General features: G+C 49.1%; 25 protein-coding genes. 15 read left to right on the plus strand and 10 right to left on the minus strand.

From position 1 onward, the window contains the following. Positions 1 to 69: 69 nt before the first annotated feature. The 3 genes from ACPV3A_RS04575 to ACPV3A_RS04585 form a co-directional block, all read right to left on the minus strand. Complete coding sequence (locus tag ACPV3A_RS04575; protein WP_426198314.1) at positions 70 to 2,373, minus strand: glycoside hydrolase family 65 protein; 2,304 nt, start codon at positions 2,371 to 2,373, stop codon at positions 70 to 72. An 89-nt stretch (positions 2,374 to 2,462) separates the two neighbouring features. Continuing rightward, entirely contained in the window at positions 2,463 to 3,113 is a 651-nt protein-coding gene (gene pgmB, locus ACPV3A_RS04580) for a beta-phosphoglucomutase (RefSeq protein ID WP_426198315.1), read from the minus strand. 120 nt (positions 3,114 to 3,233) lie between these two features. After that, a complete protein-coding gene (locus ACPV3A_RS04585) occupies positions 3,234 to 4,268 on the minus strand; it encodes a LacI family DNA-binding transcriptional regulator (RefSeq protein WP_194540712.1) in 1,035 nt (344 codons plus the stop codon). A gap of 606 nt (positions 4,269 to 4,874) precedes the next feature. On the opposite strand from ACPV3A_RS04585, the gene ACPV3A_RS04590 reads away from it, so the two are divergent. Further along, a complete protein-coding gene (locus ACPV3A_RS04590) occupies positions 4,875 to 6,572 on the plus strand; it encodes an alpha-amylase family glycosyl hydrolase (protein ID WP_426198316.1) in 1,698 nt (565 codons plus the stop codon). Positions 6,573 to 6,696: 124 nt separating this feature from the next. On the opposite strand, the gene ACPV3A_RS04595 is transcribed toward ACPV3A_RS04590, so the two are convergent. Continuing rightward, complete coding sequence (locus tag ACPV3A_RS04595) at positions 6,697 to 8,961, minus strand: ATP-binding cassette domain-containing protein (RefSeq protein ID WP_426198317.1); 2,265 nt, start codon at positions 8,959 to 8,961, stop codon at positions 6,697 to 6,699. Between the two features lie 102 nt (positions 8,962 to 9,063). Between ACPV3A_RS04595 and ACPV3A_RS04600 the strand changes: the two genes are divergently transcribed. From ACPV3A_RS04600 to ACPV3A_RS04630, 7 genes are all read left to right on the plus strand, one after another. Beyond that, a complete protein-coding gene (locus ACPV3A_RS04600) occupies positions 9,064 to 10,005 on the plus strand; it encodes a helix-turn-helix transcriptional regulator (RefSeq protein WP_426198318.1) in 942 nt (313 codons plus the stop codon). Between the two features lie 157 nt (positions 10,006 to 10,162). Then, entirely contained in the window at positions 10,163 to 10,837 is a 675-nt protein-coding gene (locus tag ACPV3A_RS04605; protein WP_071222186.1) for a response regulator transcription factor, read from the plus strand. Further along, complete coding sequence (locus ACPV3A_RS04610) at positions 10,834 to 12,222, plus strand: HAMP domain-containing sensor histidine kinase (protein WP_339221417.1); 1,389 nt, start codon at positions 10,834 to 10,836, stop codon at positions 12,220 to 12,222. Before ACPV3A_RS04605 ends, ACPV3A_RS04610 begins: the two co-directional genes overlap by 4 nt. Positions 12,223 to 12,547: 325 nt before the next feature. Further along, entirely contained in the window at positions 12,548 to 12,709 is a 162-nt protein-coding gene (locus ACPV3A_RS04615; protein ID WP_426198319.1) for a hypothetical protein, read from the plus strand. Between the two features lie 182 nt (positions 12,710 to 12,891). Further along, positions 12,892 to 13,812, plus strand: coding sequence for an ABC transporter ATP-binding protein (locus ACPV3A_RS04620; protein WP_374198254.1), 921 nt, complete (start codon positions 12,892 to 12,894; stop codon positions 13,810 to 13,812). Further along, positions 13,809 to 14,525, plus strand: coding sequence for an ABC transporter permease (locus ACPV3A_RS04625; protein ID WP_220686702.1), 717 nt, complete (start codon positions 13,809 to 13,811; stop codon positions 14,523 to 14,525). The genes ACPV3A_RS04620 and ACPV3A_RS04625 overlap by 4 nt, the downstream gene beginning before the upstream one ends. Position 14,526: 1 nt before the next feature. Then, complete coding sequence (locus tag ACPV3A_RS04630) at positions 14,527 to 15,261, plus strand: ABC transporter permease (protein WP_426198320.1); 735 nt, start codon at positions 14,527 to 14,529, stop codon at positions 15,259 to 15,261. Positions 15,262 to 15,377: 116 nt separating this feature from the next. Here ACPV3A_RS04630 and ACPV3A_RS04635 read toward each other — a convergent pair whose 3' ends face one another. The 3 genes from ACPV3A_RS04635 to ACPV3A_RS04645 form a co-directional block, all read right to left on the minus strand. Next, positions 15,378 to 16,217, minus strand: a complete 840-nt coding sequence (locus tag ACPV3A_RS04635) for a Gfo/Idh/MocA family protein (RefSeq protein ID WP_426198321.1) — start codon at positions 16,215 to 16,217, stop codon at positions 15,378 to 15,380. Positions 16,218 to 16,251: 34 nt separating this feature from the next. Next, positions 16,252 to 17,334, minus strand: coding sequence for a Gfo/Idh/MocA family protein (locus ACPV3A_RS04640; RefSeq protein ID WP_071222181.1), 1,083 nt, complete (start codon positions 17,332 to 17,334; stop codon positions 16,252 to 16,254). Positions 17,335 to 17,485: 151 nt separating this feature from the next. Further along, the gene (locus ACPV3A_RS04645; RefSeq protein WP_220686701.1) at positions 17,486 to 18,433 is read right to left on the minus strand and encodes a helix-turn-helix domain-containing protein; all 948 of its coding nucleotides are present in this window, start codon (positions 18,431 to 18,433) and stop codon (positions 17,486 to 17,488) included. Between the two features lie 352 nt (positions 18,434 to 18,785). Between ACPV3A_RS04645 and ACPV3A_RS04650 the strand changes: the two genes are divergently transcribed. The 4 genes from ACPV3A_RS04650 to ACPV3A_RS04665 all read left to right on the plus strand — a co-directional run bounded on the left by ACPV3A_RS04650 (position 18,786) and on the right by ACPV3A_RS04665 (position 20,773). Next, a complete protein-coding gene (locus tag ACPV3A_RS04650) occupies positions 18,786 to 19,097 on the plus strand; it encodes a hypothetical protein (RefSeq protein WP_426198322.1) in 312 nt (103 codons plus the stop codon). 58 nt (positions 19,098 to 19,155) lie between these two features. Continuing rightward, positions 19,156 to 19,590 (plus strand): AbrB/MazE/SpoVT family DNA-binding domain-containing protein, encoded by a 435-nt coding sequence (locus tag ACPV3A_RS04655; protein WP_426198323.1) that lies wholly within the window; start codon positions 19,156 to 19,158, stop codon positions 19,588 to 19,590. 275 nt (positions 19,591 to 19,865) lie between these two features. After that, positions 19,866 to 20,216 (plus strand): hypothetical protein, encoded by a 351-nt coding sequence (locus ACPV3A_RS04660; RefSeq protein ID WP_426198324.1) that lies wholly within the window; start codon positions 19,866 to 19,868, stop codon positions 20,214 to 20,216. A gap of 206 nt (positions 20,217 to 20,422) precedes the next feature. Beyond that, positions 20,423 to 20,773, plus strand: coding sequence for a hypothetical protein (locus ACPV3A_RS04665; RefSeq protein ID WP_426198325.1), 351 nt, complete (start codon positions 20,423 to 20,425; stop codon positions 20,771 to 20,773). A gap of 327 nt (positions 20,774 to 21,100) precedes the next feature. On the opposite strand, the gene ACPV3A_RS04670 is transcribed toward ACPV3A_RS04665, so the two are convergent. Continuing rightward, positions 21,101 to 21,526 (minus strand): hypothetical protein, encoded by a 426-nt coding sequence (locus ACPV3A_RS04670; protein ID WP_426198326.1) that lies wholly within the window; start codon positions 21,524 to 21,526, stop codon positions 21,101 to 21,103. 405 nt (positions 21,527 to 21,931) lie between these two features. On the opposite strand from ACPV3A_RS04670, the gene ACPV3A_RS04675 reads away from it, so the two are divergent. Continuing rightward, on the plus strand, positions 21,932 to 22,276 hold the full coding sequence (locus ACPV3A_RS04675) for a DUF3221 domain-containing protein (RefSeq protein WP_426198327.1): 345 nt from the start codon (positions 21,932 to 21,934) through the stop codon (positions 22,274 to 22,276). 2 nt (positions 22,277 to 22,278) lie between these two features. Here the strand turns inward: ACPV3A_RS04675 and ACPV3A_RS04680 are convergent, their stop codons facing one another. Continuing rightward, positions 22,279 to 23,130 carry a hypothetical protein gene (locus tag ACPV3A_RS04680; RefSeq protein ID WP_426198328.1) on the minus strand — a complete coding sequence of 284 codons (852 nt, stop codon included), beginning with the start codon at positions 23,128 to 23,130 and terminating at the stop codon, positions 22,279 to 22,281. 17 nt (positions 23,131 to 23,147) lie between these two features. Next, the gene (locus ACPV3A_RS04685; protein WP_426198329.1) at positions 23,148 to 23,507 is read right to left on the minus strand and encodes a hypothetical protein; all 360 of its coding nucleotides are present in this window, start codon (positions 23,505 to 23,507) and stop codon (positions 23,148 to 23,150) included. 366 nt (positions 23,508 to 23,873) lie between these two features. Between ACPV3A_RS04685 and ACPV3A_RS04690 the strand changes: the two genes are divergently transcribed. Then, the gene (locus ACPV3A_RS04690; RefSeq protein ID WP_426198330.1) at positions 23,874 to 24,515 is read left to right on the plus strand and encodes a recombinase family protein; all 642 of its coding nucleotides are present in this window, start codon (positions 23,874 to 23,876) and stop codon (positions 24,513 to 24,515) included. Positions 24,516 to 25,098: 583 nt separating this feature from the next. Beyond that, a complete protein-coding gene (locus tag ACPV3A_RS04695; protein WP_426198331.1) occupies positions 25,099 to 25,554 on the plus strand; it encodes a peptidoglycan-binding domain-containing protein in 456 nt (151 codons plus the stop codon). Positions 25,555 to 25,719 lie beyond the last annotated feature (165 nt).

Here is a 25,719-nt window from a genome sequence, read left to right on the forward strand (position 1 = left end):
GAGCCCTGGAATGTTCTCCAGGGCTCTTGTTGTTATATAACTCGGTAGTTTTTATTAGACGTATGCCTGTTATCTTGCGGCTTGGACCTCTCCAAATCCGTCGATGCTGTACTCCTTGCCATTCACGTTCAGGACAGCCGGCGTATCCGTTTCGTTGACGATGATGGTTTCCTTGCCTTTGACGTTGACCTTCAGGCGGGAACCGCGGAACATCACCTTGAAGGAGAAGGAAGACCAGTGACCTGGAATGAATGGATTCAAATGCAATACGCCGTCCTTCACGCGCAAGCCGCCGAAGCCATGCACAACGGACATCCAGGTTCCCGCCATACTGGTTGTATGACAGCCGTCCTCGGTATCGTTGTTGTAGTTGTCCAGATCCAGGCGAGCTGTACGGAGGTACATCTCGTACGCCTTCTCCTGGTACCCAAGCTCGCACGCGAGAATGGAGTGTACGCAAGGCGAGAGAGAAGACTCATGCACCGTGAACGGTTCATAGAAGTCGAAGTTGCGTTTTTTCGTAGCCAAGTCGTACTGGTCGCCAAGGAAGAACAAGCCTTGCAGCACGTCAGCCTGCTTAATGTACACCGAGCGCAGAATGCGGTCCCAGGACCAGTTCTGATTCAGGGGCAGGTGGGCTGGATCCAATTCCTTCACAGGGACAAGCTCCTTGTTGAGGAATCCGTCCTGCTGCAGGAATACGCCGAGCTCCTCATCGACCGGGTAGTACATTTTGCTGATGATATCCTGCCATTTGGTCGTTTCGACATCCTGCAGCCCCAGCTTCGCCGTAAGCTCGGCATAGCGGGAATTCTCGTTCTCTTTCAAATATTCGAGCACGTCAAGCGTGTATTCCATCGTCCAGCTGGCAATGCGGTTAGTATACCAGTTGTTGTTCACGTTGTTCTCGTACTCGTTCGGACCGGTGACTCCGAGCATCATATACTGATCCTTCGCCGGCACGTAATTCACGCGCTCTTCCCAGAAGCGGGAAATTTCGACGAGCACTTCCAGGCCGTATTGGCCGAGGTAAGAGAAGTCGCCGGTATAGTTTACATAGTTATAGATGGCATAGGCAATCGCGCCGTTACGGTGGATTTCTTCAAACGTAATTTCCCACTCGTTATGGCATTCCTCACCGTTCATCGTCACCATAGGATAGAGGGCGCCTTTGGTAAAGCCGAGCTTCTTGGCGTTTTCCTTCGCTTTTTCCAGGTGTTTATAACGATAGATCAGCAGGTTGCGCGAAATGCTGGCGTCCGCGGTGCTCAGGTAGAACGGCAGGCAATAAGCCTCGGTATCCCAGTAGGTGCTGCCGCCGTATTTTTCCCCGGTGAAGCCCTTCGGCCCGATGTTCAGACGGTCGTCTTCGCCGCTGTAGGTTTGGTTCAGCTGGAAGATGTTGAAGCGGATCGCTTGCTGGGCCGCCACATCGCCTTCAATGACAATATCGCTTTCCTTCCATTTGTCGCCCCACGCATCCGCCTGTTCCTTCAGCAGCAGCTCAAATCCGGTTTCGACCGCCGGCTCCAGCACGGCACGTGCAGCATCCACCAATTCGCCGAATCCATGATTGCGGGATGTGACGTTGGCTACATATTTATAGATGGTGATGGTTTCGCCTTCGGACACGGATACGTTTACGCGGTTCGCCGCATACTTCTCTTTTTCCACCAGTTCGGCCTGAAGATCCAGCTTTGCGCCGTTCTTAAGGATGCTATATGACATGACGGAGGTCACATGGAAATCGAGTTTCTTGGTCTTTACGGTCAATGCGGCCGAGCCTTGCGCGGCTTCCTTGAATACCTCCAGCCAGAACTTCTCGTCATAGTTGGAGTCTTTGTTCTTCACATCGCCATCGAGATAAGGCGTAACCGTAAGCTCTCCAGCGAAATTGAGCGGAGTTACGGCATATCGAATGGCGCCGATCTCGTGGCGAACAATGCTGACAAAACGGACAGCTTCAACCTTGAGCTCCTTGCCGTTTTCCATGACAGCGGTAAAGCTGCGGGAGAGGAAGCCTTCTTTCATATTCAGCTCGCGCACAAAATCCTTCACCGTGCATTTGGCCAGATCAAGCGGCGTTCCGTCGATTTCAATGCCGATGCCAATCCAGTTGGTGCTGTTCAGCACTTTGGCAAAATATTCGGGATAACCGTTCTTCCACCAGCCTACACGGGTTTTATCCGGATAATACACGCCGGCCATATAACTGCCTTGCAGGGAGGAACCGCTGTAGGATTCCTCGAAGTTGGCGCGCTGGCCCATAAATCCGTTACCGATACTGAAGATACTCTCCGAGATCTCATGCGTGTGAGGATCAAAGCCCTCCTCAATAATTGACCATTCATCAAGCTTTAAATATTGTTTCACAATCATCGGCTCCTTTGTTTTTAGGAAAAATGGTTGCAGATCTATATGGGATGAAACTACCGGATGCCGTAAGCATGTGTCGCATTCGCTTACAACACCAGCAGACGATCCACCGTGAATCCTTCCAGGGAAGGAAGAACGATGTTGGCACGCCCCAAGGTTTCAGGCGACCCGATACCGACGCTCCGCATTCCCGCGCGGATGGCGGCTTCGATGCCGGCCTCGGCATCCTCGAATACGACGCAGTCGTCAGGCCGGGCGCCAAGCTCGCTGGCTCCCATCGTAAATACCTCGGGATCCGGCTTCGCTTGGGCAGTCTTCGTTCCATCGATGATAGCGTCGAAGTAAGGAGTCAGGCCGGTATTGTTCAGGATCAGCATCGCGTTCTTGCTGGCGGAGCCCAGCGCAACCTTGATGCCGCGGTCCTTCAGCGCTTGGATAAATTCGAGGGCTCCAGGCAAAATCTCGGATTCATCCATGTTGGAAATATACTCGACATACCAAGCATTCTTCTTCTCGGCTAGCGCCAGCTTCGCGTCTTCATTGAGCGTGATTCCGCCAACCTCAAGCAGAATATCGAGGGAAGCCATGCGGCTTACACCCTTCAGGCGTTCATTGTCCTGCTCCGTAAATTCAAAGCCAAGCTCTCCGGCAAGACGCTTCCAGGCAATGTAGTGATACTTGGCGGTATCCACCAGCACCCCGTCAAGATCAAATAAACAAGCGGATAGGGTTGACATGATCATCCTCCTTAATGAATTAGTGCAAACGTTTGAACCAAGCTGCAAAAATAAAGGAAGCACCACGATGCTTCTTTATTTTGATAATACTTCGTGTATTCCGCCATGCTTATCCAAACCTTATGATTTCGGCAGCGAAAACATCGAGGATTCGCGGATCATCAACCGGTGCGGAATGATATAGCGGTGCGGCAGTATCGTGTTGTCATCGTTACGAATGGTCTGAATCAGCGCTTGCGAAGCGGTATAACCCAGGTTGTAAATACCGATGTCCACACTGCTCAGCGGCGGGGTCGATAGTTCGGTCAATGAGATGTTATTGAAACTGATAATGGACACATCTTCGGGAACCTTATACCCCAGCTCGTGTAGTCCTCTCAGCACGCCGAAGGATACAATATCGTCAACAATAACAAGCGCCGTCGGACGTTCAGGCAGATTCATGAAAAAGGACATGGCGCGATAGCCGCTCTCCTGAAGGAACTCGCCTTCGACAATCCATTCTTTTCTCATCTCCAGATTGGCATCGGCAAGCGCTTTGCCATAGCCTTTCATCCTGTCCTGAGAGACGATCAGGTTAGGCGGGCCGCTGACAAAGCCGATCCGTTGATGTCCAAGGGAGATCAGATGCTTGGTTGCATCATAGGCAGCCTGCACATTATCGGTATCGACGGATAACAGATCCGGGTATTTCTCGCTCCGGCCGACAAGCACGAACGGATAGTTGTTGGACTTGAGAAAATCGACCACCTGATCGTCCTGCCTGGAGTACAGCAAAATAGCGCCGTCGACGCGGCGACCGTTAAGCAGCCGGGATACGGCTTCGACTTCTTCCTTCTCGTTGCCGCCCGAACTGAGAACGACGTCGTATCCGGAGCGGTTCGCTTGGGTGACGATCCCGCGGATCAGTTCCATGAAGAATAAGTTGAGGAACAATTCTTCCGCAGGTTTCGGCAGAATCACGCATATGCTTTCCGTCGTTTTGGAAACCAGGCTCTTGGCCATAATATTGGGATGGTAGCCCATTTCCTCCATGATCTCTTTTACCTTCCGCGAGGTTTCGCGGCTGATCCTAGGATGATTGGAAAGCACCCGTGAGACGGTGGAGGGGGATACGCCCGCTCGTTTTGCGACATCTTTAATCGTTACAGACATAATAGGACCTCCAGTGGAACCGTTTGCGTTTTTTTGAAAATAAGAAAGCGACTACTGGAGTTCTCTCTAATTTCAGAAGAGTAACTTCCGCTAATCGCGGACCGTTCTTCTTTATTTAATTGTGGGTCTGTCAGGCCCTGAGTATACATGATACCTATTGATTTAAAGCCATATTGATCCGGTTTGTTAAACGGTTTCACCCTGCTATATTAACGTTAATCGATAGGCTTGTAAATACGTATCCAAGTCAGTCCAGCGCAAATATTTCACAAATACATCAAAAAAGAAGTAAGGGTTAGAAAACGGGAGAAAGTGCGGTATTATAGTCAGAAAAGCCCGGAAAACAACTTAAAACGGCATTGTGCAAACGATTTAACAAAACAAAGAAGTGAGTTATGATATGGATGGATAAAAACGAGCCGGCATCTACGGAAGAAGATGAATTTTAAGTTGAACCACGAAATGTAACCGTTTTACTGGAAAACAATGATGAAATCGAATACAAACGTTTGCGCTATTCTAAGATAGCTGTAGAGATCCATTTGAATAGATAAGTGCAGCAACTGGATGAATTTCAGATGCTGCAACGAACAGGAGGTAAACAACGTGATACGTTCTACATGGGGAAAACGCAGGGCTCTGCCTATATGGCTCGCTGTCTTTGCGCTTACGGGAAGTCTGCTGGCAGGCTGCAGCGGCACAGCGGCTCCATCGCAAGATGAGGCTAAGCCGCCGGCAGCCCCGGAAACAAAACAGCCGGATCCGAAAGCGCCTGTAACAATGGAGACAGCGGAGGTGGATGAGCAGCCCTCCGACGTCTATTATGAGATCTTTGTACGCTCATTCTATGATTCCGATGGGGATGGGATCGGTGACTTACAAGGCGTCATTGAGAAGCTGGATTATCTGAATGACGGAAATCCGGAAACTTCAGAGGATCTTGGCGTGACGGGGATTTGGCTGATGCCGATTAATCCTTCGCCGAGCTATCACGGCTATGATGTGACCGACTATCGTTCCATCCACCCGGACTACGGAACCCTTGATGACTTTAAGACGCTGCTTGCCGAAGCGGATAAGCGCGGAATCAAGATTATTATGGATTTGGTAGTCAATCACACAAGCACGGAGCATGCCTGGTTCCAGCAGGCTGCGAAAGACAAGGCTTCGGCAACCCGCGATTGGTACATATGGGCCGAGGATCAAGGGAGGACTCCTTCAGGAGCCAGCGCCGCAGGCAGCGACTCGCCATGGCATGAGATCAACGGGGCCCATTACATGGGCACGTTCTGGGGCGGGATGCCGGACCTGAACTTTGATCATCCCAAGGTCCGCGAGGAGATGAAGGATATCGGGAAGTTCTGGCTGGAGCTGGGTGTCGACGGATTCCGGATCGATGCAGCCAAACATATTTATGAGGATCTGATGTCCGATAAAGGCGAAGCGACAACGGCTAAGAATACAGCATGGTGGCAGGAATTCCGCGCGAGCATGAATGAGGTGAATCCGGACGCTTATATTGTCGGGGAGATTTGGGATAATTCCGCTGCGGTCATTGCGCCGTATCTGGATAACGCGTTTGATTCCGGGTTCAACTTTAGCCTGGGCGAGAGCATCATCGGTGCCGCGATAAATGAAAAGGATAACAATCTGGCCTTCACCCTGGAGCGGATTTATGGTTTGTTCAGCCAAGTATCGGGCGGCAAGTTTACGGATGCCGCATTCTTGACGAATCATGACATGAACCGTGTCATGTCGCAGCTGAAGGACAATGAGAACCACGCCAAGATGGCCGCTGGCATTCTGCTGACCATGCCGGGCAATCCGTTTATTTATTACGGAGAAGAGATCGGGATGAAGGGAGCGAAGCCGGACGAACAAATCCGCGAGCCGATGATCTGGTCCAATACGGGCAGCGATAAGGGACAGACGACCTGGGAGCCGCTTAAGCATAACGGCGGCGATCAGGTGCAGGGCGTGGAACAGCAGACAGAAGACCCGGATTCTCTGCTGTCCCGTTACCGCACGCTGATCCGCTGGCGGAATGATATGCCTGCGCTGAACAGCGGAACGATTGAATCCTTTGCTTCCGGCAATGGGCAGGTGATGGCTTATATCCGCCGTTCCCAAGACAACAAAGCCCTTGTTGTCCATAACCTGTCAAGCGAAGAGCAGACGGTTGATTTGGCAGCAAAGAGCGGGGAATCGCCGTTCCAATCCTTGTCGAAAACAACGGATGATAGAGCGGCATTAGACGGCAAAGGTTTAACACTGCCGCCTTATACAACCGTCATATTGGAGTAAGTCGGTCTCAGCTTGTCTACTACAGTGGAACACAAAAAGACCGCGTACCCCCTTGGAAGGAGGGGGACTCGCGGTCTTTTTGCCGTTAGGATGCCTTCGCATGAGCCAAAAAAGGCCTAGATGTCTAGCCTTGAAACTGCCGTAAATATCTGGCTGTTAGGGAATGCGGGTTCTTCAGCAGATCGGCCGGTTTGCCGGAGAACAGGACATTCCCGCCGTCATGTCCCGCGCCGGGCCCCATGTCAATGATCCAATCCGCTTGGCTGATGATATCCAGGTTATGCTCAATCACAATGACCGTGCTGTTCTGAGCGACAAGTCGGTTGATGATGGACATAAGCCGCTCACAGTCGGACAGATGAAGGCCAGTTGAAGGTTCATCGAGCACATAAATTTCACCTTGCTTATCGAGCTCTGCCGCCAGCTTCACCCGCTGCCGTTCCCCTCCCGACAGCGTGCTTAAGGGCTGGCCGAGCGTTAAGTAACCCAGTCCTACATGCTCAATGCGCTGAAGCGCGGCCACGATACCCTGTTCCGTGAAATAATCCAGCGCTTCGTCGGTGGTCATGGCGAGCACGTCACTGATGTTTCTACCGCGAAGTTGATAGCCCAGAACGTCATCATGAAAGCGGCGGCCCTGGCAGGCTTCGCAAACCGTAACCAGGCTGTCCATAAAAGCCAGATCCATCGTAATCGTGCCGGAGCCGTTACATACCGGACAAGCCCCCTTTGCGTTAAAGCTGAACAGGGAAGGACTTACCCGATTCTCGTTGGCGAACAGCTTGCGGATAGCATCAAAAATGCCGGTAAACGTCGCGATATTGGAGCGGTTGGATGCCTGGATCATGTCCTGATTGATAATGACGGCCTCCGGATAAACGTTCGGCAGCACCTGGTTAATGAGTGTGCTTTTGCCTGACCCGGCAACGCCTGTTACCACGGTCAGCACCCCGGCGGGAATGCTCACGGATACCTTCTTCAGATTGTGAAGTGAGGCGTCTTTGATGCGCAGCCATCCAGCCGGCTCCCGGACCGCGGACTTTAAGCGGGTGCGTTGACTGAGATATTTACCTGTCAGGGTGTTGGCGTGCCGTAACCCTTCCGGGTCCCCCTCGTAGACGATCGTACCGCCATCGGTGCCTGCTCGCGGCCCCATATCTACAATATGATCCGCAATCCGGATGACGTCCGGATCATGCTCCACGATGATGACCGTGTTCCCCTTATCCCGAAGCTGTTGCAGCAGGCGGTTCATGTTATGCACATCGTGCGGATGTAGGCCAATGCTGGGCTCGTCAAAAATATACGTTAAATCCGTCAAGCTGCTCCCCAGCTGGCGCACCATTTTGATGCGCTGGGACTCGCCTCCGGACAGTGTTGCGGTTTCCCGGTCCATCGTCAGGTAACCGATCCCGACCAGAAGCAGCTGCTCCAGCCGAGTGATGCAGGTATCCACGACAGTTGCTGCCGCCGGATCCTCGATCGTCTGCAAAAAAGCGATCAGCTCATTGACCTGCATCCGCGCACAGTCGGCGATGGATGTGCCGTTGATTTTGCAGGAGAGCACCTCCTGATTCAGTCTCCCGCCATGGCATAACGGGCAGGCGGTCTCAGCCACCACTTGATCAATAGCTTCCCTGTACGTCCTCGCATCCCGTGAATCCTTGCTCAGGAACGTCCGCTCCAACCGGGGTATAATGCCTTCATAATACGAGGTGGGCGGCCATTCCTCCGTTGGGCTCGGCGGTTTAAAACCGGTTTTGTACAGCAGTGTGTCCCATTCTTCCTCGGTGTAATCCTTCAATTTCTTATCATTATCAAACAGGCCTGTAGCGACATAACGCTTCCAGCGGAACTCCCCCGGGCGGAATGTCGGGAACCGGATGGGGCCTTCGTTCAGCGATTTCTCCTTGTCGATCAAGTTCTCGATCCGAAAGCTGTTCACTTTGCCGAGTCCCTCGCAATGGGGGCACATGCCTTGAGGGTTGTTAAAGGAAAAGACGTCCGAATATCCGACAAAGGGCCGGCCTATTCGTGAGAATAACAAGCGCAGCAAGGAATGGATATCGGTAATGGTTCCCACGGTTGAACGGGCATTGCCGCCGATTCTTTTCTGATTGACGACGATGGCCACCGACAGGTTTTCAACCGAATCCACCTCCGGCTGTCCGTAATGGGGGAGGCGATGGCGAATAAAGCTGGAATACGTCTCATTTAGCTGACGCTGGGATTCCGCGGCAATCGTATCGAAGACCATGGCGGATTTGCCGGAACCGGACACACCGGTGAACACCGTGATTTGTTTTTTGGGGATCGAGAGGCTCACGTTACGCAGGTTTTTGTTGCGGGCACCATTAACCTTGATGGCCTGTTCCATAGGGTTGCACATCATGAGGGCTCCTTTCTTGTATCGTTTTGACCTTGACACAGCAATAGCATATCTTATAAACATGACAATTATTGTCTAGTTATAACGTGTGAGGTGGGTATTATGTCAAAAGCGAAACAGCTTATGGATGTCATCATGTATGTCAATGCCAAAAGGAGCTTTACCGCTCAGGAAGTGGCCGATGAATTCGGCGTTTCCGTTCGCACGGCGCACCGGTATCTAACCGAGATCAGCGACATGGGCGTTCCCTTATATACGGAGCAAGGGCGGCACGGGGGATACCGTACATTGAAGAGCCGCGTTCTTCCTCCGATCCTGTTCGATGAAGATGAAGTGTTTGCTATATTTTTTGCTTTTCAAGCTTTGAAGCGTTATACCTCGTTGCCGTTCGAGCTGAATATCGGCTCTGCCTCCCGCAAGCTGCTGGCCGGATTTCCGGAGGATACCAAAATAATGATCAGCCGCCTGGAATCGGTGCTGACGTTCTGGAGTCCAAACAGAACCGCAGGGTCCCCTTATCTAAAAGACGTCATTGAAGCCGCTCTTCATCAGCGGGCTATACGGATCAGCTATCGTTCCAAATCGGGCACGAGCGACCGGGAAGTGCTGCCGATCGGCGTTTATGCCCAGGATGGTTTATGGTATATGCCCGCGGTGGAGCATGGGAAGGAAGGGGTGCGCCTGTTCCGCATGGACCGAATGGAATCCTTAGCCCTGACCGATAACACCTATGAGGCGGACATTAGCATGCAAGAATGGCTCGAGGATTACCCCATTCGGGAGCCGGTTCGATTGTATGCAGAGCTGACTAGGGAAGGGGCGAGACAGTGCGAGAGCATTCCGTGGCTGGAGAACGAGGTAGCCATGCAAGACGAGCACCGGGGCATTGTGGATACAACCATTGATGGCAATGATCTTGAATATGTCGCTCAAATCTTCCTGCGTCTGGGTACGGAAGCGAAAGTCATTGAACCTCCGGAGATCGTTGATATGCTCAGGGAGAAGGCAAGGCAGCTGAGCCTGCACTACGGATTGCCGGGTTAGCGAATCATATGCCTGCACGCCGGGTCTCCCATGATACAATGACAAATGATGGATCAATGTATACCTACATAGATACGGGAGTCTTTTTTGTTTTGAAGGACCTAAGGAGCTCCTTCTAAGGGGATATGATTATTTGCACGAGAAAGGAAGATGGTTCATGAGCGCATGCATTCTATATATCGAGGATGACCGGGAGATCGGCGGGTGGGTCAGTGAGTTTCTTAAGGACAAGGGGTATGAGGTGCGATGGCTGCTCAGCGGAGAGAAGGCCGTAGGGGAAGCAGCTTCGTGTGCGGTCGTTGTTCTGGATGTTATGCTTCCGGGACTTGACGGCTTTACAGTCGGGCAGCGTCTCAAAAAGGCTTATCCCGGATTGCCCATCCTGATGCTGTCGGCTCGAACCTCCATTGACGATAAGCTGCAGGGGCTTGAGTTCGCCGATGATTACTTGACGAAGCCCTTCCACCCGGACGAGCTGGCTGCCCGTCTCGAGGTGCTTCTGCGTCGATCCGTCGTCAAATCCGCGGAGCCCATGAGAGTGAAGCACTTATCGGTATACGAAGCCGAGAATCGGATCGTGAACGAGGATACCGGCGAGGAGACGCTGCTGACCGGTAAACAGCATCAAATTTTTATGTACCTGCTCCAGCATCAGGGGCGTGTCATGACCAAGGAGCAAATATATGAGTCGGTCTGGGGAGAGTCATATATCGAAGGGGACAAGACGCTGATGGTCCACATCCGGTATCTGCGCGAGAAGCTGGAGCGGGATCCCGCCAACCCGGAGATTATTGAGACGGTTCGCGGGCTTGGTTATCGGGTGAGAGCATGAGATGGAGAAAGAAGCAGGGAAGGTTCCGCAATTCGCTGACCAACCGGTATTTGCTGTTGATTTTGATGGCCATGATCTTCATGCCGATCATGTTTCCGTTAGCGTCGATTTTTTACTGGTTCGTGAACGATACCTTCTCGAACCGTCCACCGACCCCTGCAGGGAAATATACCAGCGGTGCCGCGTTAGAGAGAATGTGGCACGAGGAAGCAGCCGGATTAAGCGGAGCTTCGCCGGAGGCCATTGAGCAGAAGCTGAATTCGATACGGCAGGAGTATCCGGAGATCTCCATGTTCTGGGTGGATGGCGGCAATGAGACCAGGCTGCAGCTGCCGGTGCAGCCTAACCTGCCCGAGGTATGGAGCGCGCTCGATACCGTGCAATTTATGAAAAACTCTAGGGATAGCGATCCGTTCACTTCCGTGGCTTTTATCGGGGGAGAGGGATCGGGAGAAGGATTCATGGTCATGCAGCTGCCGAGAAAATACTTGAATGTCCAGCAGCCCATTGCGAGCGAAACAGCGCTGTACGGGGTGTTCACAGCTTCGATGTCCGGCCTGTTCATTCTGATCTCCTGGCTGTTCTTCGTGCGTATTCGCAAGCGGCTGCTGCGGCTTCGTACGGCTATGAAGTCGTCCCATACGGTAACGGGCATACCGCAGCCGGTTACGTTAACCAAGTATGACGAGATTGGGCAGCTGGAAGAGGGCTATAACGATATGGTCATCCAGTTGGAAGAGGGGCAGCGCCGCCAGCGCGAGGAAGAAGAGCTGCGCAAATCCCTGATCGCCAATCTGTCTCATGATCTGAGAACCCCTCTGACGGTGATTCGAAGCCATATTTTCTCCATGGAACGGGAGCCGCTGAGCCCGAAGGGGAAAGAATCGCTGTCACTCATTGAATCGAAAATCGCGGATTTAGGCGGTCTGATCGACAACCTGTTGTCCTACAACCTGCTCACCAGCGGCAGAGTGCAGCTGAGCATGGGGCCAACCGACGTTCTGCGAATCGTCAAGGAAAGCGCGGCGGCCTGGTATCCCGTGTGGGAGAAGGAGGGAATCGAACCCGATATCCAGGTGCGCGACGAGCCGCTCAGCTGGAACGTGGACGTGCTGTGGTTCAGACGACTTCTTGATAATCTGTTTCAAAATGTCGTCCGCCACGCCAAATCCGGGCAGTACATCGGAATACATACCGAGGAGAGAGAAGGGCTTGAGGGCGTGCTTGTCATTTCGGATCACGGACCTGGAATCGAAAGCGACTCCGGCAACAAGGGCACAGGCATCGGCCTGGCCATCGTGGATCACCTGACAAGGGAAATGGGACTTGGATGCCATGTGGTAAGCTCGGATGAGGGAACGAGGATCAGCATCTGGAAGCGGTGAGGAATCAGGGAGTGCATGCTGGCGAAGAGCGAGATCGTTTCTAGCGGGAGTAATATGCAATTCAAGTAACCTATCTCAGTTATGAGCAGTAAGGCTAGTATGTGAAGGATTTAAACCACCCAAGGGTGTTCTTAGAAAGTTATTTCGAACCGTCGGATACGAGAAGGAACCGGAAATTGCCGGTTCCTTTTTTGGTTGCGGAATATACATAAGCGTGCGTGTTTCGGGGTGTTCTTGGAATGGCAGTCAACCTATGTGATTTAAAAAGTGACGGGGTAGGCATTTTTGGTTACGGTGCGTCTGGTTTTTACTATGAACTTTCCACGTGTACACCAGCGGAGGAGACGGAATCGTTGCTGGAGAAGCGAAGCGGTCGCCTTTAAATCCGGGAAACCACCCTTGGGCAAATTCCATTTTCCTGGATTTAACAGCGATCGGAAGAACGATCCGGCACTGGAGAGGCCTTAGCTGCGCGAAGCTGCTCTAGCTCTTTTCACGAAGTCATTCCTATCTGCACAGAAGCTCCAGCGACAGAGATCCACGAAAATTCCCACGATGGTGGCATACACTCCGAAACCGTTTGGATAGCCTGCCAGCTTTTTTAAAGTAAATTTAAACTTGAGGCCGACCGGCATTTAACCTTGGACAGGTAGGATATTACCTGAGGTGATGAACGTGACGGAACTCGTCATTCAAACGAAAGGCTTATATAAAATATACAAAAAGCGCGCAGCAGTCGTAGATTTGAACCTGGAGATCGCACGCGGCGACATTTATGGCTTCCTTGGACCGAACGGCGCCGGGAAAACAACGACCATCCGCATGCTGCTCGGACTCATTCAACCGACGCGCGGCGCGATTCATTTGTTCGGCAAGGATTTGAAAAGTGAAAAAATGGACATTTTGCGCCGGACCGGATCACTCGTGGAGTATCCTTCGTATTACGGCCATTTGACTGCCGTTGAGAATCTGGAAGCGATTCGCCGGATCACCGGCGGGCCGAAGTCCCGCATCGCGGAAGTGCTGGAGATCGTCTCCTTGACGAAGGAGGCCAAGCGCCCGGTCAAGGGATACTCGCTTGGGATGAAGCAGCGTCTTGGCATCGCAGCTGCCCTGCTGAACAATCCGGAGCTGCTCATTCTGGATGAGCCGACCAACGGCCTGGATCCGTCCGGCATACATGAAATCCGGGAGCTGATCAAGAATATGCCGCGCCAATACGGCATTACCGTGCTGGTATCCAGTCACCTGCTGGGCGAGGTCGAGCAGATGGCGGACAAAGTCGGCATTATCCGTGAAGGAAGGATGGTGTTCCAGGATACGATCGACAATCTGGTATCCACGGCTTCCAGCGGTTTCCGTCTGTCGGTGTCCGAGCCGGAGTTAGCACTCGGCTTGGCGCTGGACCTGGGCTGCGAAGGAGTCCTGCGTAATCAGATGCTGGAGCTGGAAAGCATGCAGGATGCGAAGATTGCGCTGCTCGTGAAGCGGCTCGTGGAGAATCAGCACGCGGTGTACCGGGTGGAAGAGCAGCGGAGGTCGCTCGAGGATATTTTCATGCAGATCGTAGGGGAGGGAAGCCGGGTATGATGTTCCGTGCGCTTTCCGCCGATTGGCTGAAGATCCGGGGCAAGGGCATTTGGTTTCTCGCCGCGCTCGGTCCCATCGGGCTGGCAGCGATGCAAGGGCTGAACTTCGGACTTCGCTATGATTACCTGATGAAATCCTACGCGGCAGATCCTTGGGGCGGGCTGCTCGAGAACGTGCTGTTTTTTGTACCGATTGCCCTCTTTCTTGGGATCACGCTGGTCTGCTCGCTGATGGCCAACGTGGAGCATCAGCTGAGCTCGTGGAAACAGCTGCTGGCATTGCCTATTTCCAGAACAGCGGTATTCAGCGCCAAGTTCGTACAGGCCTTCCTCATTCTCTGCGTATCCTGTCTCCTTCTGTCGATCAGTACCGCCGTGCTCGGCATCATACTGGGGATGGGGGCGGAGCAAATGCCTTATATGGATCTGCTGCGCATTGGCTTTGTACAGCTATTTGCGGCGCTTCCCATGCTGGCTTTTCAGCTGTGGATGTCTTTGACGCTTAAGAACCAGGGGATTGCGGTCGGGATCGGGATTACCGCCTCTGTGGTGTCGATGTTTGCCCTGCAATTCCCCGATTGGATGCCGCTAAAGTGGCCGCTGCTTGCTTATATGGGGCCGGGCGAAGTCAAGGTCATCGGAGCGGGTTTGCTGCTGGGCGCGGTCATAACGTGCGTTGGCCTGATTCATTTTAACCGAAAGGATGTGGACTAAGATGACATCCTATAGAAGAGCGGTGTCCGCAGAGTGGCTAAAACTGTCAAAATCGAAGCTATGGCCGCAAATCTTCTTGTGTGCGATCCTGGTCATGCTGCTTGGCATATTAAATGGAAAGCCTGAGGAGCTTGCGCCATGGGAGTACTTGATCAGCATTATGATCATTCTGCATGCGATGCTGCTGCTCCCGATTCTGACGGGGATTTTTAGTGCCATGGTGTGTCGGTATGAGCATTCGGGCGGGGGATGGAAGCAGCTGCTTGTCCTGCCGGTTTCACGCGGCACCGTCTATTTTGCGAAGTTCTCGGTGGTAGCCATGCTGCTGGCCGTCGTCCAGTTACTGTTCATGGGAGCCGTGCTGGGAGCCGGTTTGATCCACAAGGTGGATGCCCCGATACCGTGGGACATGCTGCTGCGCAGCCTGCTTGGCGGTTGGGTTGCTTGCTTGCCGCTGGCCGCGCTGCAGCTTGGAGTCTCCACGGCCTGGAGCAGCTTTGCCGCTCCGCTGGCATTGAACGTCGTTTTTACCATACCGAACATGCTGGTGGCCAACTCGCAGACGTATGCCCCTTACTATCCTTGGACGCAGCCGTTTCTGACGATGATGCCGGCGGGTCAAGCCGATTTCGGCGCATTCAACCTGCCGTTCGAAAGCCTCATGACCGTCGTGGTTGGCGGGTTTCTACTGTTCTTTCTTGCAGGCTTTATCTATTTTCAGCGGAAAGAAGTGTAAGCATTCAGAACCGGAAAAAATCGGTTGAATCATGACAAAGAGCTGCCCCGGGTCTTTTTGGCCTGTTGGAGCAGCTCTTTTTTATTTTGCTAATGTGTAACGAACCCTTGGTTACGCTATTGAGGCAAATCCAACCACACATAAGGGGTGTCAGCGGCCTTCAATCCATACTCGATAATCGTGATGACGGCGACCGTTTCTGCCGGGTTGACGGCAGGCTTGCCCGTTTCGAAGAAATTCACCAGATTCTCGATGAACAAGTTGAAAAAATTCGAATGGGCGGTGACCTGCTTGAAGCCCCCGTCGCCATTCTTTATCCCTAAGGTAAATGGACAATTATCGCCAAGATGATTAACGGTGGCCTGCCGTCCGTTCCCGAAATCGATCAGCAGGGCAGGGGAGTCAGGCGTGCCGATATACATCACCCGCTTCGGGCTGGCCCCCATCAGGCTGACGATCGGCTCGATTTGATGGATCGAATAATTGGCGAAGGCACCCGGCCCCCAGCTGCTGATCGTTTGGATATCGCTTCGGTCCAGCTCACGGTATTCGCTGGCAAAACGCAGGGCGGACGTCGAATACATCGGCGTTCCTTGCTTTGCCGCCAGGTCGAACAGGCGGATAGCCGTTTCGCGGTCAGGCGCGAACGTTTTATCGATATAGGTCGGCTTGCCGGATTGCAGCGGCAGCTGGGACAGCTCCTCATGGAATTCCGGGTTATCCGGGGACAGCACGATCAGGTAATCGCTGCGCTCCACCACCTCTTCGATTGTGGGCAGCAGCTCAATGCCAAACTCCTGGCTCCAGGCGGCGTTCGTGAGCCCGTTCTCTTTGTCTCTCTTGCCGTAGGCGTACACGACCTTCATGGCATGTTCCGATGCCTGTTCAATCCAACCGGGATATTTATTCGCGTGGAATTGGTCCAGATGCAGGTCGATGAATCCGATTTTTTTCATGATAAAAGGGCCTCCCTGGCGTTCGAACTATAGGTTATAGGCTGTTCTGGGCAACGGGCTGCAGCGAAACCTCCGCGCCTTGGTCGGACGAGTCGTAAATCGCCTGGATGATCTGGGAGGAGAGGATGACCGTATCGATATGCGAAGGCTGCTTCTCCCCGGTTTGAATGCAGCGGATGAACCCGTCGATCTCATTTTGGAACATGCTGCCAAGATTGAATTTCGGCGTGGTTTCAATCAATGCGCCGTCCTCCGTTGTGTAGAAGGTGAAGTCCGCGCCGTATTTCAGCCGGATGCCGCCTTTGTCGCCGAGGAAGTCGATGAACATTTCTTCGGCGCCGATATTTTGCGCCCAAGCTCCGTTCAAGGAAATGGTCGGGCCTTCGGTGCGGACGAGAGCCGTGACAAAATCGTCGACGTCATACGTGCCGTCATATTTCGGCGGACCTGCCCACATTTTGAGGAAGGTGTAATTCTCCATGTCCTTGCCCAGCTTGCAGTAAGCCTGGCCGGAGACGGTCTTCGGCTTCGGATCGCCCGTACAGTACATCACGACATCGAGGAAGTGAACGCCCCAATCGATCAGCGCGCCGCCGCCGGCAATGGCTTTGGTCGTGAAGGCGCCGCCGAGTCCCGGGATCGAGCGGTGGGAACGGAAGCTGGCATATACGTGATACAGCTCGCCGAGATCGCCGTTTTGGATCATTTTTCTGATTCTGTTTACGCTTTCATTGTAACGGTTGACCACCCCGATATTGAGCGTTTTGCCCGTTTCGTGCTGAACCTTCTGCATTTCCAGCGCTTCCGCGTAGGTGCGGGCTGCCGGTTTTTCGCATAATACATGCTTACCTGCCCGCAAGCAATCGATGGCGATGGAAGCATGAACGTCATTTGGCGTACAGATCGATACCGCGTCGACCTCAGGGTCGTTCAGGATCTGGTTGTAATCTTCGATGGCTTGGCCGCATTCGTATTTGGCGACGGCGGCATCGGCCCGATCCTTCACGATATCGCAGAAATATTTGATCTCGGCATCTTCGTTGGCCATGTAGGCGGGAATATGGGCGCTGTTTGCAATCGTGCCGCAGCCAATCACGGCAATTGTAATTTTGTTCATCGGTTCTCCTCCAAAATCGTGGATTGATGATGCTGTGAAAACATAAGCCTGTCGCTTGATTCTTCGTTATTGCTTGCCACGAGTATAGCATGTGAACGAACCGATCGATTTCACTATCGTGTTTATTTATTGGATTATCGTACCGGGGGTGTTAGTCCACGGTTTTAAAAGCGTTCTTTTTGTAGTAGGCAGGAGTCGTTCCCGTATATTTCTTGAAAGTGCGGCAGAAGTAGGGAAGCTCGTTAAACCCGACCTTGAAGCATACATCGGTTACCGTGAGCTCGGGCTCCGTCAGCAGCCGCATGGCCATCCGTATCCGATAGTTGGCCAAGTACTGGCTGAAGGTCCAGCCGGTCACTTCCTTGAACCGTCGGCAAAAGTTCGTCCGGGACATCATCGTCCGCGCACAGAGATCCTCCAGCCATAGAGGCTGGTCGTAATGGTCGTGAATATATTGTACGGATTCCAAAATGGGCTCACGGTACGGGGCGCTGCCGGCGGTTACCGCTGTATGCTTGCCTTGCTCGGCATGCTCGCGGTTCACGATGGCCAGCAGCTTCAGCAGATTGGCCTTCAGCAGAATATCGAAGAATGGGCCGCGGCCTCCGAACTCGTTCAGCATTTCGGTCAGGAGCTCCTTTACGGCGAGGTCGCTGCCGCCGGTTAAGGTGATTTTGAGCGGGACACGGTCTTCGGTCGTGACAAAAGGCTTGATAAAGGAAAGGTCGAACAGCTGCGGCTCAGCCGGCATTCCCTCCAATCGTTCGTTAATGAAGGCCGGCATGAATTCGCACCCGAGCACCTCCAGTTCTTTCCCGGGAACCATCTCCACGCGATGGACGCTGTAAGGAGGGAGCACGAATATATTGCCCTGGACCATCCGGTATTTTTGACCATAGAGCGTATGAATGAATTCGCCCTTGCTGACATACCAGATCTGCAGATAATCGTGCATATGATCGGATAAACTCCCGAATTTTTCGGTAATGCGGTACATTTTGCAGGGCAGGCCATTCGCCATCTCCAGCTCCGACGTAAAGTAGGCGATTCCTCTTCGGGTGCATTCGGCGATATCCGGTTCCAGCCAGTGAATAGCCATCGTTTTTTTCCTCCTCACGTACGTTTCGATCCTGTTATTCATAGCATAACTGATTAAGGACATGAAGGAAGAGAAAAAGTTGAAAAAGTTAGCTGTTCATGCGCATCATGTCCAATGATCAATGTGATGAGGATGCCCTTAATGAAGAGGTAAACAAGTGTATTCTTTTGGCTCGGCGAGGGGGATGATCTAGAAAGTGGGACCTTCCAAGTGCTGTTTCCCGTTGATGGCGTAATTCAAAATAACTAAAGATCTAATCCCCTTTAAGCGTAAGAATGGGAAACGTAAACAGATTACTTTCCAGACAAATCATGTATTCATATCCGATGCCGAGCAGAACACAGGTCAGCTCATGCAGAGATCCACGAATGATATAATTCTGCTGCTGCGGTTGGCTCGTCAGAAGCGAACAGATATATATAACTATCTAAGAATCATTAACAAGGCGAATGAGCAAGATGGTGGTTTTCAGGAACATGCCCAGGTAACAGGTAAAGATTATGAATATTGGACGCGCAAGGCGTGGGTTCTAGAAAATATTCTTCGGGATCGCACCGGCGTGTATCCTGAAAGAATCACGGATGATTATTTGATTGGGTTGGCTACCAGAGCAGAAAAAATCAATGAGAAAAGCATGAAAATTGTGAAGAAAAAACAACAATAAAAGGATGATTATGTAATTCAATGCTATAATTCAATTAAAATTTCAAGTAGGTGATAGCATGAAAGATACAGGAATGACAAGAGAATTGGATGCACTTGGTCGGATCGTTTTGCCTGTTGAATTGCGGAGATCCAAAGGAATAGAAGTCGGTGATTCTTTAGAATTCTTTACAGATGGATCGATTATGATGTTGAAAAAATATAGATCTACATGCTGCATTTTTTGTGATAATGTCAACACTACACAGTTTTACAAAAATTATTTTATTTGTGAGACGTGTGCTTCATCTTTGCATAAAGTCGATACGCCGCAGGAAATAGCACCAAGTACAACGAGTGAAAAACGGAAATCAACGAAGAAAGAAAAACGATTAGAGACCCTTAAGAGAATCATTGCTGAAGAACCTGGTTTAACTCAAAAAGAAATTGCGTTAAAAATGGGTATCTCTCAACCTATGGTTTCTCTTCTAAAAAAAGAGTGTGTATTGGAATGAGCGAAAGCGAAAAAAATTTTGTGGATGAAGGAAGTCTCTTGTTTTCTAAACCTATTAAGGGGTGAGGAAATTATGTTAAATGAAGAGATCATTGTACGGGTCAGCGATCATGTCCCAGGATAAGAAGGGCAGACCGTAGGTCTTGCCCGACAAGGTGACGTTTTTATTTTCCGAAGTCCGCTTGGAAACTTACAGGGTTCCGACTATCTAGCCTGCTACAAAATGGGAAGGTCTAACTTTATAGAGCCATACAAGCCTCTACAGAGCGTCAATGGATGGAACAGGAGGAAGAGTATCAGGTGTACCTTGGCGAGCGTGCTAAACGATTCTCTCCTATTTTACAAGCCTTTTCCAAAGAAGATCGGAACGATATGGAGTTCGCCTGGTCTCTTATGGAGACTCATGGAATTGAGAGTCATCACGAGGATGTGATGCTTTTCAGCCAATATTTATGGAGAGAAGTCAGACAGCTTGAAGAGCATGAGTCGGATAATATTAAACGAATCGATCAGGTTTATGAGATGCTAAAAGCAGTTGGTAAAATATTTGAGGTACGAGCTGGACTCGGGTCTGTAGAATCAGATTCCGTATATCTAACAACAGATGATGCGGCCTTTTTGGCATGAAATCAAAAATGTAGATTTATTTTCCTAATTGAACCAACTTTTCTATATAATTCAGTGTTTTATATTATGAGTGACTATTTACTAGAAGAAAATCTAGTAAAATAAAAAGGAGGAATTGGTTATGAATCTAGGACCTCTTCAAGGAAACGGATATGTTACTTCTCCATAATACTTAAATAAGAAAACTGAAAGGTGATGATAATTTCGTGTTTAAGTCAAAAGTGAAAATTACCGTCGGTCTTCTTTCCATTATTGCATCAATTCTTGTGATTGGTCTTTTCATCGAAACAAGTTTTGCTGATGATTCGTCTAGTGACAAAGAAATTAAAGTTTCATCATTTAGCCAGCAACAGCCTGTAACAACAGAAGAGGAACAAAAAATTAATGAGAAAGTTGAAGCCATCTACACTAAATTCGGTGAATTTAGAAGGTCGGCAAATATATCAACGGTAGATGAGAAGCATAACAACTCTGAAGAAGTTGTTTACGATCTTTATGAAGTTACAGCTAAAACTAAGGTGATTATAACTAATGGCCGGGAATATATTAAGCAATAAGAAAGAAGATGCAACCTCTATAAGTTGCATCTCAAGGAAGGCTGTCGAGAAAGTTTCGACAGCTATTTTTTTATGTCTGGTTGGTATAAGCCCTTCTTTGTTTCTATTCTTCCCTTCGGAATAGCATAAACTCGATCGCTGAGTGCAAGCTACTTACGCTTATTGCTTCTTATATAAAACCATAAAACTCATAAATTGATCGTAGTTGGGAATAAGTTCGATGGGCTTCTTCCCTCCCGGGAGACCAGCATTCGATACCACAATTCAACACATTAGGGGGCCCTAGAAGCTAAGAAAAAGCGTCTATTGGCGACTCTTACCAGACTCTTACCAAACGTATTTATCTGACGTAACAATCTCAGCTAGAGCTCTCCATAAGAAAGACACAAGCAACTCATCTTCCTTGCTCTGAATGACAGTAACATTATTCCATAAAAGCATCCATCCAGTGCCAAAAGAAGTGAGATTGAAGTGAAAATGGAATGATAATAATTCAATCAGCATCCCTGTTGTAAAGAGCGGATAAGTATCGTCAAATCCAATCTTTTGTCCGTCTCCATAAATAAATAAACAATTACCTTCTTCGTCTAATTCCTCATCGAGGACCACATGACGGGTATGCGGCTGTGCTGTAATGAAAAATTGATCACCAATTTTGTAATCAAAAAAGGATTCATCGATAATCTTGTCCAGTGTCTCTTTACCGATGGATAATGTTTCATCAACAGTTAATATATCTCGTTCCAATTGCATAAAAACAACCCCTTTTATTCGATTTATTCGACTAATGAGGATTTTACCTCTTACTGGTACTTAGGTCGAGAACAGAATTGCTTTATTCCAGTCCACAACCTTGGAAAGGGAACTAGCGTAACGGAAAAACGTACATCCGCCAAAAATTGGTGGTTTTATGTTTTTTACGTCCGTAAAGGCATAAAACCTTTACTCCCCAATACCAGTGTAGCTGACACAGACCACAAAGTTTTGGTAAGTTTATAATAAATGCTACAAGACAGATGATTCTATTTTAGAATAGATGCTTATAAGAGGAAGGGCAGGACAGTACTAAGCAGATATAGATACAATTATGAAGCAACTTTTAATGGGGGGAGACCGTCAATTAGTAAGGAAGGTACAACAGTTTTAGGAGGAATATTAATGAAAAAGTGGAGTCTACTTGTAGTACCTTGTCTTTTCTTGTTTATTGTTGGTTGCTCTGGAAATGAATCAACTAACCCTGAGAAATGGGATCGTTCAAGTGGGTATGTCATTGCAAAAGAAGCTCAGAAAATATTGACAGTCAGGAATATACCTGAAACTGGGGATTTCTCAGTATCCGAACTTCTCGAACAAAACAAACCTGATGCAATTTGGATAACAGTCAAAAATCCAGAAGTGTATGACACTATAAGCATAGGCGATAATGTTGAGTTGGGTATAGAAGGAGCAATTAAAAATTCATATCCTGCACAAGCCAATGCCACGGTTAAAATCAAGAACTAGTGTTACAATGCTAAAAACGATGAATCAGTGTAAACACCGGACATTCCTAAACCATCAAACACACGACTATACTTCGAAAAGTAATCGTAAGCATCTTTGCCGGTTACTGGATCCAATAACGATCCTGCGTAAACCCCTTCTATACGAGCATAGTTTTTTGTTCCGTTGTTAGCGATAGAGTAAACTAACCCTCCACTGTCTCCACCAACGGCTCCAGATAGCGTAGTGACAACTACATCTTGTGTATCTCCAGGGATGTTAAAGGAGTTATCAATAACTCGAACTGGACCGAAGCTGGAACCATTACCGGACCGTGCATGGACTCTTACGTAATCTCCTTCTTCTCGGTAATAGCCTGCATAATCCGTTGTACCGATTGTCATAGAATTTCCATTAAGAAAGACGCTTGGAGTCACAGTTACATTAGTTGTATAACGGATATATCCAGCATCAAAGTTACCAAGTAAACTTCCATTAGACATGTTCCCGATAGCGGCAGTTCCATCCGATTTATCATACCAAGTACCATTTCCACAATGCCCTGCTATAACGCCGACATCGTTCCCATTGGCACTCCCATTGAAACCAAGGCTACACTGATATTCACCACCCGTGACAGTTCTCTCAACTTGTTCACCAGCGTAAAGATTGTAGGCTTTTTGCTTAACAACAAGATCGCCAAATACCCAATTAACCATATCTTCATCAATATGATTAAGTATTGTTTCCTTATTGTTTTTGAAATTTTCCTCTGTGATGTAGACATTCACTTTATTCTTTTCTGCACTAATTCCGACTCCTTCAAGACCTAATTCTACTGCTAAAGCAGCTAATGCTTCCTTAGTAGAATACAATTTCTCCTTGGAATATTTTACTTTCTGAATTTTGGTTTTATCTTTGAACTTTGCGATACTTTTGATTTTTTCTTCATTAGAAAGTGACGTTTATAGCCATCTTCATCGGTATATACTCCACCGTAGATGTCCTCCATATTAGAGGTGACAAATGCTTGTACCTGTGCACGATCATCAAGTATTTCAGTTTTCACGTTGTTGACCTCTGAAAAAGTTTGCATTACAGCATTTTGTGGTGCAGGACCTGCCTCAATGGGGATTTCTCCTGGAAGAACTGGAGTCGGATCATTGAAATCTTGTGCAAATACTGAGCCTGAGATCAGAGATAGAGACAATATAGCAGCCGAGCTAAATGTGGTTAGGAATCGAAGTTTCATTTGTTTGCTCCCTTCTTACATTTTAATTAATGATGGTACAACAATTGCTGAAATCGTGACTTATCTCAACTCCTTTGTGTAAATTCATCCCATTATTGGGGTTGGTTACTTAGACGCACTTTTCAATGATTTTGTTTCTTATAAAACTGAAATAATTATGATTTAATTTTGAATTGGCGTTTTTTACCGGAATAAATTGCTGTTTAAAAACTTAGCTAACACTGAGTTTCTTTTTTTATAGTCTGTAAAGGTATACCTTTGCGGACGATCAGAAATGAGAGTTTTGACAATCTCTAAAGGTATTGTTTTGTTATTATAAACGTTTATAATATTCTTAATACCTTTTCAAACAAACGGGAGTTGATTATGCGAATACTTACGAGAGTATACGGATATGCCAGGGTATCCACCAAAGATCAGAATGAGGATCGACAATTAACCGTATTGCGGGAGCAGGGTATTCCAGAGGAATTTATTTTTGTAGACAAGGTTAGCGGCAAGAATTTTGACCGTCCGGAATATCAGCTCCTGAAGCGTGTACTTCGAGAGGGCGACACTTTATTTGTAAAATCCATCAATAGGTTTGGCCGTAACAAGCAGGAAATTCTAAAAGAATGGCAATGGCTGATTGATGCGAAAATCCACGTTGTCGTAATCGACATCCCCATACTCGATACGCGTAAGTATGAAGAGCTGGAAGGGATCGGGCAGCTCATTATGGATCTCGTGCTTCAGATCCTAAGCTGGCTTGCTGAAGAGGAACGCAAAGGGATCAAACAAGCTCAAGCTGAAGGGATTGCTGAAGCTAAGAAAAAAGGGAAGCACCTGGGACGGCCGCAGATCAATCTAACCACCTTAACGCCTGGGCAAAGGGACGTCCTGGATGCGGAGTATCCTCGCTGGAAAAATAATGAGCTGTCCGCGGTGGAGCTTATGAAAAAACTTGGCTTGAAGAAAAACACATTCTACAAGATCGTGAAGGAATATGCTGAAGAACGATCGGGCTGATACTAGCGGCTCTAAGTCGGCAAGAACGGCCACCTAAGAGCCGCTACGCACCGCTGCGGGGTTACTTGGCCCGATAACCAGAGCGCCTAAGCCGTCCCGGCCAAGGCGCTCTAGGTTCCTGTGCCGCGTTTCACACCCCACACGGAGCCTTAACAGATATTGAAGACACCAATGTTCGTCTTTTAAGGCAATTTGGATCCTTGACCAGCTCCTGCAGCCGGCCTATTTTTGTTCAAAACCCGAACATTCCATAGGATAGCATTGTCTTCATAAGTAACCTAAAGCAAAACGATATAATTATGTCCGAAAATTCACTGTCATTTTAACAAAGTTATGTACTGAAAATCTCCCTTTCCTGTTTACGCCATACTTATACTAGATTACGGAATTTAATCCTTTTTTTTGATTTTATCATAACTGTTGATAGTTTTATTACGTTATATACTATGAAGCCATCAAATTAGATAGCTTCATAATTATAAACCGGAGGTGAACAAAGATCTAACTTCCAGACATCAGGGGATCTAACATGATAATGAATAGTCGTACAAGCCATATTCACAAAACAAAGGAGGAGTATTCGTTGAAGAAGAAGAAGTTGGTTTCTCTTGTAACAGTTTCGCTCATGGGTTCACTTTTGTTTAGTGGTATAGCAAGTGCTGCTCAAGCAGGCTTCTATTGGTGGCCGACTTTGAGAGAAGGTTCAACTGGTGGTTATGTTTCAGGTTTACAGGCTAACTTGTGGGCGTTCGGACAACAACCATACACAGCGATTGATGGTAGTTTTGGCTCCGGAACGAAAACAGGGGTTATGAACTTTCAAAGATATGCGGGTGTTACCGCTGACGGTGTAGCTGGTTCCTCTACATGGAATAGGTTCGAGTACTTCTCAACCTATTCAACCGATAAACATTGGTATCTAGATAACCCCCAAAGCTCGACTTATTGGACCTTCTACAATGCAAACGGAACTAGAGTATCATACGAAGTAATGTATAAGTCTAATAACGCGACCGTTAAATTCGGATATGTCAATTAATTAAAAAGGAGGTACACACAATGAAGATAAAAAAAATACTTGTTACATGTGCGGCAGGGGCTTTTCTTCTAACAGGTGCTGGATATGCGTATCAGTCCTATGCTGCCGAAGGGGATACTACGATTCCAGAAGTGGTTACAGAAGAAAATACAGTACAACAAAGTG

This window comes from Paenibacillus sp. Dod16, from assembly GCF_049893405.1.
GTDB lineage: Bacteria > Bacillota > Bacilli > Paenibacillales > Paenibacillaceae > Paenibacillus_AQ.